Source organism: Nocardia concava NBRC 100430 (assembly GCF_000308815.1).
Classification (GTDB): domain Bacteria; phylum Actinomycetota; class Actinomycetes; order Mycobacteriales; family Mycobacteriaceae; genus Nocardia; species Nocardia concava.
In genome coordinates this window covers 77,307-94,345 of the sequence record NZ_BAFX01000204.1, presented here as the reverse complement: position 1 = coordinate 94,345, position 17,039 = coordinate 77,307, and the positions used below count along the sequence as shown (strand labels likewise).

The window sequence follows — 17,039 nt, the reverse complement described above, 5'->3', positions numbered from 1 at the left end:
GGCGGCGTCTTCCCGGGCTACATTCCGACCCGCGCTCCGGCGCTGTGCTCGCTGCAGGACCTGCCCTCCAGTTGCGTCTCGCCCGTCACCGTGCCGGGCCGCTGATTCGGATCGACGCCATCAGGTGAGGAGGTATCGGTGCGCACCGGAGTCGATGCCGCCCGTGCCCTGCAAGGCGACCTGGCCGACCTGCGCCGACGCTTACACCGGGAGCCCGAACTCGGACTGGAACTGCCTCGCACCCAGGAGAAAGTGCTCGAGGCGCTCGGCGGGCTCCCACTCGAGATGACCCTCGGCAAGGACCTGAGCTCGGTGACCGCGGTGCTGCGCGGCGGTCGGCCCGGCGGGGCGGTGCTGTTACGTGCGGACATGGACGCCTTGCCGATCCAGGAATGCAGCGGCGAGGAATTCACCTCCCGATTCGACGGCCTGATGCACGCCTGCGGCCACGACCTGCACACGGCCGGACTGGTGGGTGCGGCGATACTGCTCGCGGACAGGCGCGAATCACTGTGTGGCGATGTCGTTTTCATGTTCCAGCCGGGGGAGGAGGGCTGCAACGGGGCCGCGCTGATGATCGAGGAAGGCGTGCTCGACGCGGCCGGGAAACCGTTGAACGCCGCGTACTCCCTGCACGTCCTGTCGAATCTGCTGCCGCGGCGGAGCATCGCGACCCGGCCGGGGCCCGTGCTCGCGGCGTCGGACTCCTTCCACGTCACGGTCATCGGGCGCGGCGGCCACGGCTCCACCCCGCACACCGCCCGGGATCCGGTGCCCGCGATCTGCGAAATCGTCCTCGCGCTACAGACTTACGTCACTCGCATGTTCGATATCTTCGACCCGGTGGTGGTCACCGTCGGCAGCCTGCACGCGGGCACGATGGAGAACGTGATTCCCGACAGCGCGGAGTTCCGGGCGACCGTGCGCAGCTACAGTCCCGGAAACCAGGCCCGCCTGGCGGCCGAATTGCCCAGGCTCGCAACGAATATCGCGCATGCGCACGGCCTCGACCTCCGCGCCGACTACCGTCCGATGTACCCGGTCACCGTCAACGATCCGGGCGAGACCCGATTCGCCCTCGATACCGCCACCGAACTCTTCGGCCACGCCGTCCTCATGCCGCAACCCCTGGCCGGATCCGAAGACTTCTCCCTCGTCCTGCGGCAGGTCCCGGGCACGATGCTGCTGATCGGCGCGACCCCCGACGGCCTCGACCCCGCCGAGGCGCCCATGAACCACGCACCCCGCGCCCGATTCGACGATTCGGTACTCCACCTCCAGTCGGAACTGTTGGCCGAACTCGCCTTCGCCCGCCTGGCCCGAACCGCGGGTTCAGGCGGACGCGGCGAGGTAATCGATGACGTGCAGCAGATCGGGATAGACCCGGTGGGCGATGCGGGTCGTCTCGGCGGTGGCCGGGATCAGGTCGGGGATCAGTAGACAGCGCAGGCCGGCGGCGTGGGCGGCGCGGAGACCATTGGGTGAATCCTCGCAGGCGAGGGTGAATTCCGGGTCGGCGTCGAGGGCCGCGGTCGCCGTCAGATACGGCTCGGGATCGGGCTTGCCGCGGCGGACGTCGTGGCGGGTGATGATCGCGCCGAAACCGTCGGCCAGCCCGGCGGCCCGCAGATGGTGGTGAGCGCGTTCGCGGCCCGAGGAGGTCGCTATCGCGCGGGGTATGCCGCGACGGTCCAGGTCATCGAGCAACTCGTGCACGCCCGGCTTGGTGGTGAGGCGGCCGTCGTCGACCAGCCCGGCGAGGACGGACTCGTGTTTGGTGTAGACCTCGTCGAGCGGGAAGTCCGGGCCGAAGGCGGCGACGGCCATTTCGCGGCAGGTATCGGCGGGCATGCCGACCAGGCTGTGGCAGAACTCCTCCGACAGCTCGTAGCCGAGTTCGCGACCGGACAGGCCCAGCGACTCCACCGCCAGGCGCTCGGAGTCGAGCAGTAGCCCGTCCATATCGAAAACCACAGCTCGGACGGGCTTTTCGACCGTCGATTCGGCGGCAATCGTTGTCATGCGACCCTCCCGATGAATTCCGGTCGCAGCCGACGTTCGGCTACTTTCCTGGCATTGTCTCGAATGAGCTCGGCCAAGGCGTCGCCCACCTCCTGGTGAATGGGCTCCGGCAGTTCTCCGAAGATGTCGGTGCGGGACAGGAAGGCGCGGGCGCGCCGGTGCGGGTCGGGGATGGCCGCCAGCTGGGCGAGTTCGGCTGCCCGGGCGTCGATGACTTCCATGGCCGTGCCGGGCGTCCCGCACAGATCGAACCAGCGGATCCAGGCCGCGATCAGCAGGGCGGCACCGGGGGTGGGCCGACCGTGCGCGTGGTTCTCGAGCATGGCGGCGGTGACGCGCGGGAGCATCTTGTCCGATCCATTGCGGCCCACCCGGGTCACCTCGTGCCGGAGGGCGGGATTGCGGAACCGGCGCAGCAGATCATTGACGGTGCGGTGCAATTCGGCTTGCGGCAGGGTCAGGGTGGGGCCCTGCTCGTACAGCATGAACTGGCGCGCCAGCTCGCTGAGGACCGGATCCGCGCCCGCCTCGGCGATGGCCGGATATCCGGCGAGCGCGCCCACATAGGCCAGTAGCAGGTGAGTTCCGTTGAGCAGTCGCAGTTTCGCGAGTTCGTGCGCGGTGACGTCCGCTACGAAGTCTGCTCCGGCCAGGTCCCAGCGCGGGCGCTCACCCTCGAAGTTCTCGATGGTCCAGGTCATGAACGGCTCGGCCGACACCGGTGCGCGGTCGTCGACCCCACCGAGCCGTGTGCGCGCCGCGTCGTCGCTCTCCGTCGAGGACACGATGCGATCGACGACGCTGCACGGGAATTGCACATGGCGTGCGATCCAGTTCGCCAGCCGATCATCCCGCATGGCCGCGAAATCGATGACCGCACTGCGCAATTGGCGTCCATTGGCCGAGAGATTGTCGCAACTGATCACCACCGGCGGCGTCCCGCCCCGCCGCTTGACCGCCGCCAGCCCGCCCACCAACATCCCGATTGCCGTGCACGGCTTGGCCGCACACCGCAGATCGTGCCGCACCGGCTCACTGCCCGAATCGAGCCGCCCGGTGGCGGGGGAGAGGCAATAACCGCCGGTGGTGACGGTGAGTGTCACGATCCGAACCCGGGGATCGGCCAGCCGCCGCACCACCCCGATCCGATCCGACGGCGCATGCACCGCCGCCGTCAGCGCCCCGACCACCTCGGCCCGTACTGCGCCCTCATCGCGCAGCAACGTGGTGTACAGGTTGTCTTGCGCCTTCAGCGCTCCCACCACCTCCGGTCGCGACATCGCGACCGAGGCGATACCCCACCGCCGATCCCCGCTGACGCTCATCGCATGCTGCGTAATCAACGCCTGATGCGCCCGATGAAACGCCCCACACCCCAAATGCACGATCCCTGTCCCCAAAATCCCCGGCGTGAACGGCGGCCGGGTCACATCCCCCGGCAACCCGCGCAACGCATTCACCCCTAACCTGGGCGAAATCGCAGTGGACATAACCGAATTCGAGCTACTGGACATACCGAGCCCTCCGGGCGCTTTCGGGATGGTTTCCATGATTTGCGACCGCTCGCCGTTGAACCCGGTGCAGACCAGAATCTAGAACACAATCCCCAAAACATCGACAGCTCTTTCGCATTTAACCGTGTACGGTCCATCACACGGTTATCGCGAATAGTCCGTATGCATTTCGTAAATGCGCAGCCCAATCAGTTGTACAGATATCCCTGCGGCTGTTCCCCGTTCGGGCACGCGAACGCGGGCAACAGCCCGCTCCCATGCGGCGGCACGGTGGTGGACACCGAAAACTGCGGTCCCACCGGACAGATTTCGGTGGCGAAAACGGTCTGCGGATCGTCGGTGTCGTTGAAACACGTCGGCCCCGCGCAACTGACTCCCGGCGGCAGCGCCGCCGCAGGACCCGCCGCGGCCCCCAGGCCGCCCATGACCATCCCCGTGACCGCAAACACAACCCTGACCAGCTTCATGTCTCACTCCGATCCACTCGACAAGGTACAGGCCATTCAGTCTATTCCGGCTCGCCTCCCCTCCCATTCCCGGTGTGTGCACTGGCCGGTGCCCACCACTTGACCGGGCCAGCGGCGGTGCTTACCTCCAATCCCTCCCGATGTCTACCGTGTAACCAGGCGCCTTTCCGGACAAAGACTTTCACGAACAGGGAGTTGATGAAATGACCGCAAGAATCGCCGCATCAGCAGCCGTAACCGCAATAGCGCTGTCGCTCGGCGTAATCGGCGCCGCCACCGCCTCCGCCGCCGACCCCCAAGCCGAACCCATCGACGGCTCAGTCGGCATCTGTTTCACCATCCCCATGCCCGGCTCCGCCGACCTCTACTGGTGCCTCTGAAAATCCCCCCAGTGGCTGCGCCCGGGGCCGCGGCTGCCATCGCGGAACGGCGTCGCGTAACTCGACGCATTAGTCGTCCTATCCATGCGCATCCCTTGTCGGTAGTAGTCGATCCCCGCCAGCGGGATGCCGTGGACCATGTCCGGCGAGCGGGGGTGCGGTAAGTGGCGGCTGGTCACCCCGGGACCTGCCATCCGGCAGCGGATGGCAGCCTCCGGGATCCGGAGGCGAGTGTGCCCGATGGTCCCGGGGTGCGTCTGTCACGGTATCAAATACAAGCACTACGCAAAGATTGCTCCCTGCTTTGATTGATTGAAGTCGTACCGAAGCGGACTATTCGCTGTTCGACCGGACCACGCTCAAACGGACCATGGGGAGTAGGTCGACGGGCCTGCCGGTGGCGGCCTCGATCGTTCCGCGCAGTTTGACCCATGCCTTGGGGTGGTGGTCGATGTATCGGTCGAGCACCAGCGCGGATTCCGCTTCGGTCATCGGTGTCGCGATCGCGGGGACGGCCCGTCGGATGCCCACCGAGATCCGAACGAGGGGCGTCGCGGTGACGTTTCGATACCACTGGGCCTGGGTCCCGAAGCCGGACACCACGATGTACTGGTCGGGTGCGGGGTGATCGACCACCTCGAGGACGACGTATCGGCGTTGCCCGCTGCGGCGGCCGGTGTGTTCGAGCATCAGCAGCCGGGTGCCGAACAGGAAGCCGAATCCGCAGCGGTAGAGGGTGATCGGTGCTCGAACGACCCATCGGGTCCGTAGTGCTCGCGCGCCGACTCTGGAAGCGAGACTTGGTGTGGCCATGCGGTGTTCTCCTCGGCGGTGCTTCTGGTGGTCATTGGGCGCGTTCGCGGACGACGTGGGCGATATCGATGCGTCTCACGAGGCGCGCCGCTGGGAGTTGAGAGAGGGCGGCGGCTGCGAGGACCGCCAGTGCCGCGAGTGCGGGGGCGGCGATGCCGAGGGACAGTCCGAAGCTGAACATGTCGCTGGTGAACGATCGCAGCAAAGCCCAGGCGGCGAGGTATCCGGCGGCCAGGCCGACGGGGACCGCCAATAGTGTCGCGGTGAGGTTTTCGGCGGCGACGGAGGCGGTGAGCCTGCGGACCGGTACGCCCGCGGCACGCAGGGTGGCGAGCTCGGTGGTGCGTTCGGCGAGGTTGACCGTCATGGTCACGTAGATGACGGTGAAGGCGAGCAGGGTGCCGAAGATCAGCATGGCGGCAATAAATGCCCAGAACAGGCCGAGGAACTTGTCGACCTGGTTCTGGACGGCCTGGGTATCGCTGTAGGCGAGGACGCCTGGGATGCCGGTCGCCTCGGCGCGCACGGCATCTCGATCGGTGGCATCGGTGAAGCCCATCAGATAGCCGTGCAGCCCTGCGCCACCGATATCGGTCGAGATCGCCTGCGTGGCATAGGCGTAAGTGCCCAGCGGCTCGTCGAGCAAGCCCGCGACCCGCTCGGTTTTCAGGACGCCGAGCGCCGGTGTGACCGTGAGGGTATCGCCCGCCGAGACGCCGAGTTTCTTCGCCGCAGCGCTGCCGACGAGGATGCCGGTGTCCGGTAGCCGCGTGACAGTCCCGCCGGTGCCACGGAATCCGTGCATTTTGGTGTCGGGTATCAGACCGGTCAGCGTGGTGGAGTACGAGTGCCCGCCGGCGGACAGTGTCACCGGGGTCAGGGCCGCGGGCTCGACGTCGGTGACTCCCGCTATCGAACGCAATTGGGCCGCAATATCGTTCGACAGATCCGATGTGATGACGGTGGCGTCTTCGCGTTCGATGTCGCGGAACTGGATGTGCAATGCCGAACGCATGCTGGTCAGCATGCCGACCGAGGCGAGGATCAAGACCAGGGCCAGGACGGTGCCGGTCATGGTGGCGATGGTGCGGCGACGGCCACGGGCCAACGAGCGCAATGTCATTCGCGCGACCACCGGGAGGCGGTGCCAGTGCGCGGTGAGCCGGGACAACACCCCGGCGCGAGCCGGTCGCAATCCATCGCCTCGCATGGCGGCGGCGGGCGCGATCCGGGCGGCGGCCACCGCGGGCACGACCCCCGCGATCACGCCGGTGAGCAGTCCGAGGCCGACGGCGATCAGGGCGGTCGACCATCGATGGTCGACCACGGTGTCGGGAATGCTGATCGCCTTGGTGTAGGCGGCGGTGACCGCCGAGGTCGCCAAGAATCCGCCGATCACCCCGATCGCCGTGCCCGCCAGCACCATTCCCGCCGCGTAGCCCACGTAGTGGCCGATGACGGTGCGACGGCGGGCGCCCATGGCGAGCATGGTGCCGATGATCGGGCGTTCGGCCAACACGAGTCTGGTGATCAGGACATAGGTCGCGACGGCCGCCGCGATCAGGAACAGGGCGGGGAAGGCGACGGCGAGTTCGGAGAAGCCGTTGAGATCCTCGTGCAGTGCGGCGTTGGACGGCTGCTCGGCCTGGGTCTGCACATCGACCGCCCCTGCGTCCCGCAACAGCTGCTCGACCCGCTCTCGGTTGGATCGGGTTGCCGTCGCGCGCATTTCGACGAGCGTCTGGTTGGCGCCGGCGGTCCCGGTCAGCCGTGCCAGTTGATTCTGCGGTGCGAAGACGACCGCGAAACCGTGGGGGTCGCCGAGGACTTCCTGCCGACTGCGGGCCGGCCACAGGTACTCCGGAGACCACGCGAGGCCCGTGTCGGAGACCGTATGCCAGGTCGCGCCGTCGAAGACGCGGATTTCACTGCCCTCGTGCAGGTCGAAGGTCTGGGCCGCGTGATGCTCGACGATGACCTGGTCGGGCTGGTCGGGATCCGGCAATCGGCCGGTGGCCACACTGATCTGGTTCACCGCGTCGGGCCCGGTGGTCCCGATCACCCGGCCGAGCAGTTTGGTGCCGCCGATCGTCATGGGCACGTCTGCTTGTGTGCGCACCGAGACCCGGGCCACCCCGGGCGCATCGCGTACCGCGGCCGCGATCCGCGCGGGATCGCCTCCCGTGGTGGTGAAGTCGGCGAAGTGCAGGCGCGAATAGGTGCTCTGGTAAGAGCTTTCGAGATTGCGGAAGGAGTCGTAGCTGGCGACGAACAGCAGCACGCCCAGCAGCACCGTCACCGCGATGGCGGCAACCTGCGCCGACCGGCGTCGCAGATCGCGCACGATCTTGCGGGTGAGCACCCGATGTGAGGCCATGAACATCGCCCTCACCACCGGATGCTCTGTGCGGCGGCCGGATTCGCGTTCACCTCGTCGGCGACGATTCGGCCGTCGCGCATGCGGATCACCCGATCGGCGATGGCCGCGGCGACCTCGTTGTGGGTGACCATCACGACCCCGCGCCCGGCGCGACTGGTCTGCTGCAGCAGCTCCAGCACGCTCTGCCCGGTGGCCACGTCGAGCGCTCCGGTCGGTTCGTCGGCCAGCAGCAGGTCCGGGTCGGTGGCCAGCGCTCGCGCGATGGAAACCCGCTGCTGCTGACCGCCCGACAGCTGCGACGGGAAGTGATCGGCACGATCGGCCAGCCCGACGGCGGCGAGCAGCTCCGGTACCCGGCGACGCTCACCACGTCCGGTCAGCTCGACGATGACCTCCACGTTCTCGCGTGCGGTCAGGGTCGGGATCAGGTTGAAGAACTGGAACACGAAACCCACGTGGTCACGGCGGAACTCGCCGAGGCCGGCGGGGTCGCGCCCGGAAATATCCTGCCCTGCAACAACAATCGATCCGGTCTCGGCGGCTTCGATGCCGCCGATCAGGTTGAGCAGGGTGGTCTTCCCCGAACCGCTGGCACCGAGGATCGCCATGAGTTCTCCCGGCCGGACGTCGAGGTCGACGTCGGTCAGCGCGTGCACCGCCGCCTCACCGGTGCCATAGGTCTTGCTCACCCCGTGCAGCGTGATCCCGCCGCGCCGCCGCGCCTCAGTCGCCGGACCCGTCTCCACCTGTTTGCTCATCGGATGTCCCCTCGCTCGTTGGAGTTTCGTTCAGCCCCGCCGCGCGCAGCAGCGGCCCCGTCACATCCACCTCACCCAGGCCAGGGTCGATGAGCCGATGCAGGATCAACCCGTCCAGCAACGCCGCCACCACCGTGGCCGTCGCCTCGGGGTCCGGCACCGAACCATTGGCCCGAAACCAACCGGCCAACGTGGCCCGCGCCTCGGCGATCAACCGCCCCAACTCGACCCGCAGCCGCTCATGGCGGGTCGCGGCGAGCATCATCTCCGTGATCGCGACGGTCATCGGATCGGTGGCGGTGTAGGAGGCGATCGCGGCCAGCATTCCGCGCATCGCGTCCGGTCCGGGCAGAGCGAGGACCCCAGCCATCACCGATTCGTACTCGTGTCGCGCAGCCTGTACCGAGGCGTCGATCAAAAGGTCTGTCACCGAGGGAAAGTGATAGTGCACCAGCCCCGGCCGCACTCCCGCCCGTTCGGCCACCAGCCGGGTGGTCACCTGGCCCCAGCCGTGTGCAGCCAGGAGTTCCACCGCCGCCGCCATCAGGCGCGCGCGTGTCTCGCGACCTTGCTCGGCTGCGGTAGCCACGCCGCACCTCCCATCCTGGGCGATCGCCTTGGGCGTATGCCCAAGGTAGCAGGGAATGATGCATACTGCAATAGTTGCTCATTGCCTAAGTGATCGGCTTCCCTGTTTCTGGGCGGGTAGGGCTCGTCTGTTCCGGCTGGTGTTCGTTCCGGTTTCGGCCATGGGTGACTGGTATCAGAAATGGTCGAATCGCCGAGATGATCGCAGGCCGCGCGGCCTGAGCGTCGGCTCAGAGTAGTGCCTATGGCAACTATTGCACTCAGATTCTATTCGGGTAACCTCCGGAGCCGTGACGCGTGATTTCCCTGGACGACGGCCAGTGCGCTCGACAACGACATCGGTTCCGATATCTGCGGTATCTCAATCGAATTGGACCGGCGGCGCGGCCCGTCGCATGTTGATCCGATGAGCCTGACCAGCGACTGGCTGCTCTATGTGATGATCGCGGCAGCGGTCGCTGCGGTCCTTACGACCTTGGTGGCCTGGAATGCGGTGCGGGGACCGCGATTCGTCCGCTGGTTGACCAGGCTGCTCATGATCGGCCTGTGCCAGGCCACTGCCATCGCGGTGCTCGGTCTGTGGGTCAACGACGATTTGGCCCTCTACAGCTCCTGGGACGATCTGCTCGGTGAGCCGTCCGCCGCCGACGTCCCGGCGGGTTCGGGCGACGACCGGGCTGATTTCCATGACCTCGGTGACCGGTTGGTCGGGGCCGATTATCGTGGCCCGCAGTCGCATTTGCGCGGCCGAATACTGGTCTGGACCCCGCCGCAATACGACCAGCCCGCGTATCGCGACTATCGCTTCCCGGTGATCATGCTGCTGCACGGAGTGCCGGGCACGCCGCGGGCCTGGATCAAGGGTGGTCACGTGACCTCCGAACTCGCGGACCTGATGGTCAAAGGTGAACTGGCACCGGCGATTCTGGTCATGCCGCGTGTCGATCCCGCGGGCGATACCGAATGCGCCAACATCCCCCACGGTCCGCAAACCGCGACCTGGTTGGCACGGGATGTGCGAAATCTCGTGACCAGCCGCTTCCGGGCGCTCACCGAGCCCTCCGCGTGGGCGATGGCCGGGGATTCGACCGGCGGCTACTGTGCGATCTCGCTGCCGCTGCAGTACCCGGCCGGATTCGCGACCGGGCTCGGCTTCAGCCCCGACGATTTTCACGGCGATCCGGACGTGGTGCCCAGCCGCACGCTGCGCCGCCTGAACGACCCTATTCGCCTGGCGGGCACCGGAGTTCGCGTCGCGCTGCTGGTCGCGACGAGCCGTCGTGACCCCTCCAGCACCGTCGCCAACGCGCAGGCCCTGGCCGCCGCCGCGAAGGCGCCCACCCGGGTCGCGCCGGCCCTGGTCGCCGATGACGGTGGGCACAACTGGGGCACCTGGCGCGCGATGTACCCGAAGGCGTTCGGCTGGCTGAACGGCCATCTCAGTCCGCCGCGAAAGTCTGCCGCCCCCACTGCCCTGTCGGTGGGGCAGCCCGGTGGAACCCTCGCCGGGCCGGGTTGCCGAGCCATGGATGCATGCACCACCCACTGAAGGTGTTGTGGTCCAGGGTGTTTTGCCCGAACGCGGCGGTCGGCGTGCCGCTGGCTCAGCTCGGCAGCGTGCCGGTGTGGTAGGTGATCCGGCCCAGCGTGCGGCTGGCGGTCGAGGTGGTCACCGACGGTTCGAAGCCCGCTCCGCGCAGCAGGCGCGGGATGCGGTCACCAGGCCGAGCAACAGATACAGCGAGTATTCGACCGGGTTGCGGACCGCGAAGACGGGCAGGCTCAGAAACGCGGTGTCGCCCAGGACGGCTCGACCGACCACGCTGGCGGTGACGCTGGAAAGTACTACCGCGCCGAAGGATTCGGCGGCGAAGTTGCGCAGGATGAGTTCCATGGCGAAGAAGGGCCCGGCCAGCGGGGCGTTGAAGGTGGCCGCGATGCCATCCGAGCCCCGAGTAGTCGTTCTACCCGGTGAACAGGCGCGCCGGAGCCAAAGGCTCGGTGACCGGCTCGAACCGGTCCGGGTCCGGATCCGGGTTGGTGTCGCCGGGCCTGCGGCGGTACGCCCATTGCAGCCATCCCAGGCCGATCAGCCCTAGAATGGCGGTCGCGATTCCGATCTTCCACCCGGGCGGCCGCCAGGACACGACGAGTTCACCGTCGTGGGTTCCCGCCGGGATGTCCACGGCGACGAACGTTCCGGCGATCGTGTGGAAGCCGATGTCGCGGCCGCCGAGCGACACTCGATAGCCGGGCCAGGCCAGGCGGGCGAACACGATCTGCCCGCCCTGTGTCGAGGAGACGCTCAGGTGGCTGTTCATGCTGTCGCGGCCGATCGGGCTGATCGTGACGCCGCGGACGTCGGCAATGTACCCGTCATGGGTGGAGATCGGCCCGTTCTCCCGCTCGAGAACCCAGATGTAGCGCTCGTGGCCGGGATAGTCGACCCATTTCCAGCCCGGCGGGGCCAGGTGATCGCCCGCGTCGGGGTATTGGGCGCGTTGCAGCACGACGCGGTCCACCTTCATCAGGTCGACATAGGTTCGGCCCGTAGTGGGTTCGGTCGAGAAGGCGGCGCCGAACGCTGCCGGGCAGGTGCTGCCGTCCCAGCCCATGCACAGCAGTTTGCTGAATTTCCGGTACCCGATCGGGGTGTAGGCGTTGACGTAGTTGAGGTGCATGTTCTTGGCGTAATTGCCGAAGGCCAGCGAACCCCACGCGCCGGTGAGGCGCTGGTCGGCGGGCGGTACCAGGGCGCGGTCGGCCAGTTGCAGTGTGACGCCGTCGAAATGCGGGAAGGCGGCGGTCATCTCCGAACGCCTCTCCGGGAAGTGATACGACATCGGTGTGGGGGATTGAACCCGAACCTGGTCGTAGGCGATGGGGAACATCGCCACGATCGCCACCGCGCAGGCCGCCGCGACACCGCGGGTTCGGCCCAGCCACACCAGTGCGGCGGTCAAGGCCGCGACGACCACGGCGGCAATCAGGTGCCGGATCACCAGATGTGGTGCGGCGCAGAAGGACCGGACGAACAGCAGGCTGATCAGCACCGCCGCGGCGACACCTCGTCGCCGCCAGTCCGCGAAACTGCCGTAGCGAGAAAGCCATACGCACACCAGCACCAGCAGTCCCACCGCCAGCATCGGCAGCACGCGCGCGGGCCAGCGCAGTGGCCCGATACGGCCCGGTCCGGCCGTCCACATCAGGAACCCCAGCGCGAACAGTGCCATCCCGGTGTGCTCGCGCCAGGCTTGCCGGACCGCGTCCCAATCGATGAAGGCCAGCAGGGGAATCAGGAACCAGGCGATGTAGACCATGGGCAGCGGTTGCACGTAACCCCACCAGCCGGTGAAGGCCGGAACCGTGCTGGGCAGACTGGCATTCAGCGATTCCGACCAGCCGACATTGAGGAAGTCCTCGTTCAGGATTCGCTCGTTGCCGCGCCAGGTCACCGGTGAAGACAACATTCCGGGTAGGTAGGTCTCCAGCCCGGCCAGCCCGGCGCACGCGGCGACGGCCAGCAGCCGCAGCGACGGTCGCCAAGCCCGCTGGTAGACCACCTCGCCGACGGCAACTGCGAGGATCATCAGCGCTGCTTCGACCGCGGGGAAGACGTACTGGACCGAAATCGCCAGATACAGGAATACGAACACCGGGACCGGCCCGTTGTACCAACGCCGCCCCTCATGTGGCGTTCGGGTGTAACGGATGGCCGAGGCCCACGCGTGCAGCATCCATGCGGTGCCGGTGAGCGAGGTCGCCCAGCTCGCCTCGTCGAAGAACAGGAACCAGCCCGACAGTGGGAACGCGATGCCCGCCACCGCCGCCCACGGCGGGCGCGCCCCGTAGGCGAGGCAGACGCGGAACACGCCGAGCGCGGCGATGATCGAGAAGATCAGCTTGACGATCGTCGCGTACAGTGCCAGGTTGTCGAATTCCGGTGCGAACCAGTCGACAAGCATCTGCGGCGGGTTGTAGAGCCCCGCCTCCTCCAAGGCGTAGTTGCCCGACATCCACTCCCACGGCACCAGCCCCGGAAACCGACCCTCGTGCAGGTGCCGCCCCAGCATGACCCACATCGGGCCGTACTGGGATTCGGTGTCATCGGTATAGAAGTGGCGCGGATTCGCCAACAACACTGACGCGTACCCCGCGACCACGCCCATGACGGTGGCAAATCCCCACCGGCACACGTCCATTCGAGCCTCGAACGCTGCACGCACTCCCACGAGTCGGAGACCCTACCCGATGTAAGCATTATGCAACAGTTTCGCTATGCCCGAATTGAATTCGGCGGTCGATCCGCGATGCGGTTACACGTAAACAGGACGGACACGGCAGGATAGAGGGGATAGGTGAATGCCGAGTGTGCGGAGGCGGTCGCGATGGCGAAGGACGTAATGATCGGCGAGTCGGCCGATGAGATCACCGACGCGCTGCTGGCCGCTTCCCGCCTGCTCGTCGCCCTCTCTGCCCGATCGATCGCGCTCGTCGACGATTCCATCACCATCCCGCAGTTCCGCACCCTGGTGATCTTGTCCACGCGCGGACCCTCGAAAGTCGTCACGCTCTCGAACGCGCTCAATGTCCAACCGTCCACGGCGGCACGCATGGTCGACCGCCTCGTCGCCGCCGGTCTGGTGAACCGCAAGCCGAACCCGGACTCGCGTCGCGAGCTGATCATCGAACTGACCACCCTCGGGCATCGGGTCGTCGACCAGGTGACCGCCCACCGTCGACGCGAGATCGCCGCGGTGGTCGAGCAGATGCCCGAGAAGGATCGCTCCGGTCTCGTGCGAGCACTGACCGCGTTCACCGCCGCGGGCGGCGAACCCCACCGCGATCTGGACGTCGACAGCTATCAACTCTGACGGCCTTCGGGGTGAGATCTCATCCGGCCCCGTGTGCCCGACGTCGAACCGTGGGGGATGTGGGGTGCAGGCGGCAACGTCGGCACGTCGAAGTTTCTTCGCCGCGGATATCGATGATCCAGCGCGAGCACTCTCGGCAACGGATGGAGACCGGCGATCCGAGGACGCCGATCAACCCGATCGTCAGCATGGCGAAGGTGGCGGCCAGGTAGAGCCCCGCCAAGGTGAAGGCAACGATGTCGAATGTCATGGGCTCTGCTCCTCGAAGCGTGATTCCGTATCCGCCCGAGCCCTTGGCGTGGTCGGCGTGCCCGTCCGTCCCGCCTCGAGACGTATCTCCAAGTTAGCAAAAACAGCTACTGTGCAATAGTTGCCATCTGCTGCAATTTGGTATCGAGACCGCCCACTGAACCGTTTCCGCGGCGCCGGATTCGATCGACGGGCCAGCGCTCGCGACCGATTCGGCGCGGATCGTGCGAGCCAATCCCACTGAATCGCGGTCGATCTCGTCGCTTTCCGGCTGAAGCCGACCGAAATCCGGCCTCGTCTTGAATCCGCGTCGGCCCCATCCGATCGGTGGTCGGCAGCCGCGTTCCGTCATGCATCGCTGCGGCCCGGATGGACCCGAATCGGCCCCAAGACTTTGTGTAGTCGAATAGCAGAAAACCCTCCCCGACCAGGTCGGAGAGGGTTTTTCTACGTCGGGCTGACAGGATTTGAACCTGCGACCACCTGACCCCCAGTCATAAGTAGGTACCCGATACGGACATTTTGCGCACGTTATGCGCGTTGCGTCTGCGCGCATAACGAGTATACCTGCTGTTCAAGGGCGTTGCGGGCGGATCAGGTAGTCCACAACCGGTCCACAGCGCGGGTGGGATCAGCCCTTTTGGTCCACGATTGGTCCACGGCTGGGGAGGCGTACAGGCTATGGATTTGAAGCGTTGCGGGGCGGTGTATCTCTCGCTGTTCGGGTGCGCTCGGCAGGCGTATCGGTCGACAGCAGCTGGTCTCGGATGGGCGGAAGTGGCGACGAGCGGGTGCCGACATCGCGGACACCGCATGCGCTTGGCTACCCCTGACGATGATGTCGCTGTGTTTGGAGGAGACGCCGCCTGTTGAGCGACGCGCCGATGGGACTTCCGTGTTGGGTCGCAGGTGATGGGGCGTTCGTGTGCTGGAATGCGGCGGTGCCCGATGCCGAAACCTTGCCCATTCACCAGGTGCTGTGCGAGTTCGTCGACGCTTATCTGCTCGGTGATGCTGACTGGGTGAAGGTCGTCTCGGATGAGGCTGATCGAACTGGTTGCGTGGCAGCGATTCTCGTGGAGGCCAACCGCTGGGGTGAGTATCTGTCCGGCTTTGTGGATATTTCCGATGACCCGGTATCGCCGGAGTTCATCGGGGCGGGAATTCGGGCGCGCTTGGCAGCAGTACTGCCGCGGGCCGGGGAGCTGGCTGCGGTGGCCGCCGTCGATCGCTACAGCACATCTGGCGAATACGGCGGATGGCCTTCTTGCGTGACCACAGTCGATCGCCTGCTGTTATTGCACGTCATGGTGGCGGGCATGGTGGAGTTGGGTATGCGTGTGTGGGCATGTGAGTTCACTGCGGAGACGATGGAGTTCATCGTCGAGATGGCTCCTCGGCTTTGAACATCAGATCAAGAATCAACCAAGGCGGGGACAATCTCGTGGGATAGCTTCGCCCGGTGAGCGTTTTGGTCGTTGCCCTGGCAAACGGGTAGATTATTGGACGGCCGGGTGGACTTGTGGCCCCGGGGATGTGCTCGACCCCTCTTCGGAGGGGCGGGGGGAGGGCAGTTGATGTACAGCGAGCGGGGAATATTTCCCTTACACGGCAATCTGGTGAGCCTGGTTCCGATGGAATCCGAACACATCCATGCCCTGGTGGACGCGGCCAAGGGCGGCGAAGAGTCGTATCGATTCACGCTTGTCCCTACGGATCTGGAAGGAATGACTGCGTACGTCGATAATGCGTTGCAAGAGCGTGACGCGGGATTGGGAATCCCCTTTGTGCTGGTGGACCGCACCGGCGTGGTCGTGGGATCGACCCGATTCCGGAATATCGAGCACTGGCCCGCGACTTCGGTGCGACCTCCGGTCACGGTCGCTGAAATCGGAGGTACCTGGCTGTCGGTCGAGGCTCAGCGGACCGGCGTGAACGCCGAAGCCAAGCTACTGCTACTCGACTACGCCTTCGGCCCGATGGACGCGTTTCGGGTCTCGCTCATGACCGATTCCCGAAATGATCGGAGCCGCAAGGCAATCGAGCGAATCGGGGCCACCTTCGATGGTGTGCTGCGTGGCCATATGCCCGCCTTCGATGGAGGGGTCAGGGACTCTGCCACCTACTCCATCCTGCGCAGCGAATGGCAGGAGTTGCGTGCGTCATTGCAGCAGCGCATCCGGAAGTTGAACCACGCTCCGAACGAATAGCCTCGCGTAATTTAATGTGGTGTAGCAATTCTCGATAATGTCGCCCAGGCGCGGCGGGCTGCCTGGGCACTCTACAAGGATATGACTCTCGAATATTTGGATCGTGGTTGTCCGTGCGCGAGGGCACCGCTCCTTTGAGATTCTTGATGTACCTGGCCACGATCGAGCTCACAAGCCGTGTGTGATCGAGGATCAGCAGTCAGCGGACGCGGAAACACGTGGTACCTGAGCTGGGCCATCGCACTCACGACACAGGTCACCTATGCGGCGTTGGCCTTGTCGTACGCCTCCATGACCTCGACTGGTACACGTCCCCGGGTGGATACGTCGAATCCGTTGGCTCGCGCCCACTCCCGGATGGCCATACTCTGCTCACGGTCGACCGCGCGAGCCTTCCCTGGGGCGGCCTTGGTTTTCGCGGCTCGACCGACCTTGCGAGCGTGGGGAGTCCACTGTTCGAACAGCCCTCGCAATGCCGCCGCATTCAATCCGGACAGATCGATCTCATAATTCACGCCATCGATCGCGAACAGCACTGTCTCCTCGGCGGTGGATTCACCGTCGTAGTCGTCCACCAGCTCGACGATGACCTTGCGTGCCATGAAAACTGCCTCCCGTGGAACTGATGTTCTTGTGCAAGAAAGACACTAGCGGAGCCGCTGACGACCAGCAGCCGCGCCCGCGGGCTGTCGAGCCGATCAGTTGCGCGATCATCGATCCCGTGGCCGACCCGATCTGGACGATCGGGCCGTGGATCGCACCGGCCACAATCGGTGCCAGCAGC

17 protein-coding genes are annotated in these 17,039 nt (G+C 66.1%); 6 read left to right on the top strand and 11 right to left on the bottom strand.

Features of this window, described 5'->3' with window-relative positions; genetic code table 11:
* Positions 1-138: 138 nt before the first annotated feature.
* Entirely contained in the window at positions 139-1,440 is a 1,302-nt protein-coding gene (locus ON43_RS40895; RefSeq protein WP_063712726.1) for a M20 metallopeptidase family protein, read from the top strand.
* Here the strand turns inward: ON43_RS40895 and ON43_RS40890 are convergent.
* The 3 genes from ON43_RS40890 to ON43_RS40880 form a co-directional block, all read right to left on the bottom strand.
* The gene (locus ON43_RS40890) at positions 1,333-2,022 is read right to left on the bottom strand and encodes an HAD family hydrolase (RefSeq protein WP_040816349.1); all 690 of its coding nucleotides are present in this window, start codon (positions 2,020-2,022) and stop codon (positions 1,333-1,335) included. The two genes, ON43_RS40895 and ON43_RS40890, sit on opposite strands and share 108 nt — an antisense overlap.
* A complete protein-coding gene (locus tag ON43_RS40885) occupies positions 2,019-3,512 on the bottom strand; it encodes a mannitol dehydrogenase family protein (RefSeq protein ID WP_040816347.1) in 1,494 nt (497 codons plus the stop codon). The genes ON43_RS40890 and ON43_RS40885 overlap by 4 nt, the downstream gene beginning before the upstream one ends.
* Before the next feature lie 212 nt (positions 3,513-3,724).
* The gene (locus ON43_RS40880) at positions 3,725-4,003 is read right to left on the bottom strand and encodes a hypothetical protein (RefSeq protein WP_040816346.1); all 279 of its coding nucleotides are present in this window, start codon (positions 4,001-4,003) and stop codon (positions 3,725-3,727) included.
* Positions 4,004-4,206: 203 nt separating this feature from the next.
* Between ON43_RS40880 and ON43_RS45680 the strand changes: the two genes are divergently transcribed.
* Positions 4,207-4,383, top strand: coding sequence for a hypothetical protein (locus ON43_RS45680; RefSeq protein WP_167333510.1), 177 nt, complete (start codon positions 4,207-4,209; stop codon positions 4,381-4,383).
* 333 nt (positions 4,384-4,716) lie between these two features.
* On the opposite strand, the gene ON43_RS40875 is transcribed toward ON43_RS45680, so the two are convergent.
* The 4 genes from ON43_RS40875 to ON43_RS40860 are packed head-to-tail and all read right to left on the bottom strand — an operon-like array spanning position 4,717 to position 8,923.
* The gene (locus ON43_RS40875; protein WP_040816344.1) at positions 4,717-5,196 is read right to left on the bottom strand and encodes a nitroreductase family deazaflavin-dependent oxidoreductase; all 480 of its coding nucleotides are present in this window, start codon (positions 5,194-5,196) and stop codon (positions 4,717-4,719) included.
* 31 nt (positions 5,197-5,227) lie between these two features.
* A complete protein-coding gene (locus ON43_RS40870; protein WP_051180176.1) occupies positions 5,228-7,573 on the bottom strand; it encodes an ABC transporter permease in 2,346 nt (781 codons plus the stop codon).
* A gap of 11 nt (positions 7,574-7,584) precedes the next feature.
* Complete coding sequence (locus tag ON43_RS40865; RefSeq protein ID WP_040816340.1) at positions 7,585-8,334, bottom strand: ABC transporter ATP-binding protein; 750 nt, start codon at positions 8,332-8,334, stop codon at positions 7,585-7,587.
* Positions 8,300-8,923: a TetR/AcrR family transcriptional regulator gene (locus tag ON43_RS40860; RefSeq protein ID WP_051180164.1), complete on the bottom strand. Its 624-nt coding sequence runs from the start codon at positions 8,921-8,923 to the stop codon at positions 8,300-8,302. The genes ON43_RS40865 and ON43_RS40860 overlap by 35 nt, the downstream gene beginning before the upstream one ends.
* Before the next feature lie 405 nt (positions 8,924-9,328).
* On the opposite strand from ON43_RS40860, the gene ON43_RS40855 reads away from it, so the two are divergent.
* Positions 9,329-10,471, top strand: coding sequence for an alpha/beta hydrolase (locus ON43_RS40855; protein WP_051180162.1), 1,143 nt, complete (start codon positions 9,329-9,331; stop codon positions 10,469-10,471).
* Positions 10,472-10,591: 120 nt separating this feature from the next.
* Here the strand turns inward: ON43_RS40855 and ON43_RS46630 are convergent, their stop codons facing one another.
* Positions 10,592-10,861, bottom strand: coding sequence for a chloride channel protein (locus tag ON43_RS46630; protein WP_281033416.1), 270 nt, complete (start codon positions 10,859-10,861; stop codon positions 10,592-10,594).
* A gap of 25 nt (positions 10,862-10,886) precedes the next feature.
* A complete protein-coding gene (locus ON43_RS40845; protein WP_051180161.1) occupies positions 10,887-13,124 on the bottom strand; it encodes a hypothetical protein in 2,238 nt (745 codons plus the stop codon).
* 186 nt (positions 13,125-13,310) lie between these two features.
* Between ON43_RS40845 and ON43_RS40840 the strand changes: the two genes are divergently transcribed.
* Positions 13,311-13,796 carry a MarR family winged helix-turn-helix transcriptional regulator gene (locus ON43_RS40840; protein ID WP_040816385.1) on the top strand — a complete coding sequence of 162 codons (486 nt, stop codon included), beginning with the start codon at positions 13,311-13,313 and terminating at the stop codon, positions 13,794-13,796.
* Positions 13,797-13,815: 19 nt separating this feature from the next.
* On the opposite strand, the gene ON43_RS45390 is transcribed toward ON43_RS40840, so the two are convergent.
* The gene (locus tag ON43_RS45390) at positions 13,816-14,046 is read right to left on the bottom strand and encodes a hypothetical protein (RefSeq protein WP_157514440.1); all 231 of its coding nucleotides are present in this window, start codon (positions 14,044-14,046) and stop codon (positions 13,816-13,818) included.
* An 868-nt stretch (positions 14,047-14,914) separates the two neighbouring features.
* On the opposite strand from ON43_RS45390, the gene ON43_RS40835 reads away from it, so the two are divergent.
* Together ON43_RS40835 and ON43_RS40830 are read left to right on the top strand one after the other, a co-directional pair.
* The gene (locus ON43_RS40835; protein WP_157514439.1) at positions 14,915-15,451 is read left to right on the top strand and encodes a CBS domain-containing protein; all 537 of its coding nucleotides are present in this window, start codon (positions 14,915-14,917) and stop codon (positions 15,449-15,451) included.
* Positions 15,452-15,679: 228 nt separating this feature from the next.
* Positions 15,680-16,255 (top strand): GNAT family N-acetyltransferase, encoded by a 576-nt coding sequence (locus ON43_RS40830; RefSeq protein WP_218003530.1) that lies wholly within the window; start codon positions 15,680-15,682, stop codon positions 16,253-16,255.
* Positions 16,256-16,515: 260 nt separating this feature from the next.
* Here ON43_RS40830 and ON43_RS40825 read toward each other — a convergent pair whose 3' ends face one another.
* Positions 16,516-16,857, bottom strand: a complete 342-nt coding sequence (locus tag ON43_RS40825; protein WP_040816333.1) for a histone-like nucleoid-structuring protein Lsr2 — start codon at positions 16,855-16,857, stop codon at positions 16,516-16,518.
* Positions 16,858-17,039 lie beyond the last annotated feature (182 nt).

Coding starts and splice junctions, on each gene's coding strand:
- ON43_RS40890 (WP_040816349.1), bottom strand. CDS start 2,022: ATGACAACGATTGCCGCCGAATCGACGGTCGAAAAGCCCGTCCGAGCT.
- ON43_RS40885 (WP_040816347.1), bottom strand. CDS start 3,512: ATGTCCACTGCGATTTCGCCCAGGTTAGGGGTGAATGCGTTGCGCGGG.
- ON43_RS40880 (WP_040816346.1), bottom strand. CDS start 4,003: ATGAAGCTGGTCAGGGTTGTGTTTGCGGTCACGGGGATGGTCATGGGC.
- ON43_RS45680 (WP_167333510.1), top strand. CDS start 4,207: ATGACCGCAAGAATCGCCGCATCAGCAGCCGTAACCGCAATAGCGCTG.
- ON43_RS40875 (WP_040816344.1), bottom strand. CDS start 5,196: ATGGCCACACCAAGTCTCGCTTCCAGAGTCGGCGCGCGAGCACTACGG.
- ON43_RS40870 (WP_051180176.1), bottom strand. CDS start 7,573: ATGGCCTCACATCGGGTGCTCACCCGCAAGATCGTGCGCGATCTGCGA.
- ON43_RS40865 (WP_040816340.1), bottom strand. CDS start 8,334: ATGAGCAAACAGGTGGAGACGGGTCCGGCGACTGAGGCGCGGCGGCGC.
- ON43_RS40855 (WP_051180162.1), top strand. CDS start 9,329: ATGAGCCTGACCAGCGACTGGCTGCTCTATGTGATGATCGCGGCAGCG.
- ON43_RS40845 (WP_051180161.1), bottom strand. CDS start 13,124: ATGGACGTGTGCCGGTGGGGATTTGCCACCGTCATGGGCGTGGTCGCG.
- ON43_RS40840 (WP_040816385.1), top strand. CDS start 13,311: ATGGCGAAGGACGTAATGATCGGCGAGTCGGCCGATGAGATCACCGAC.
- ON43_RS45390 (WP_157514440.1), bottom strand. CDS start 14,046: ATGACATTCGACATCGTTGCCTTCACCTTGGCGGGGCTCTACCTGGCC.
- ON43_RS40830 (WP_218003530.1), top strand. CDS start 15,680: ATGGAATCCGAACACATCCATGCCCTGGTGGACGCGGCCAAGGGCGGC.
- ON43_RS40825 (WP_040816333.1), bottom strand. CDS start 16,857: ATGGCACGCAAGGTCATCGTCGAGCTGGTGGACGACTACGACGGTGAA.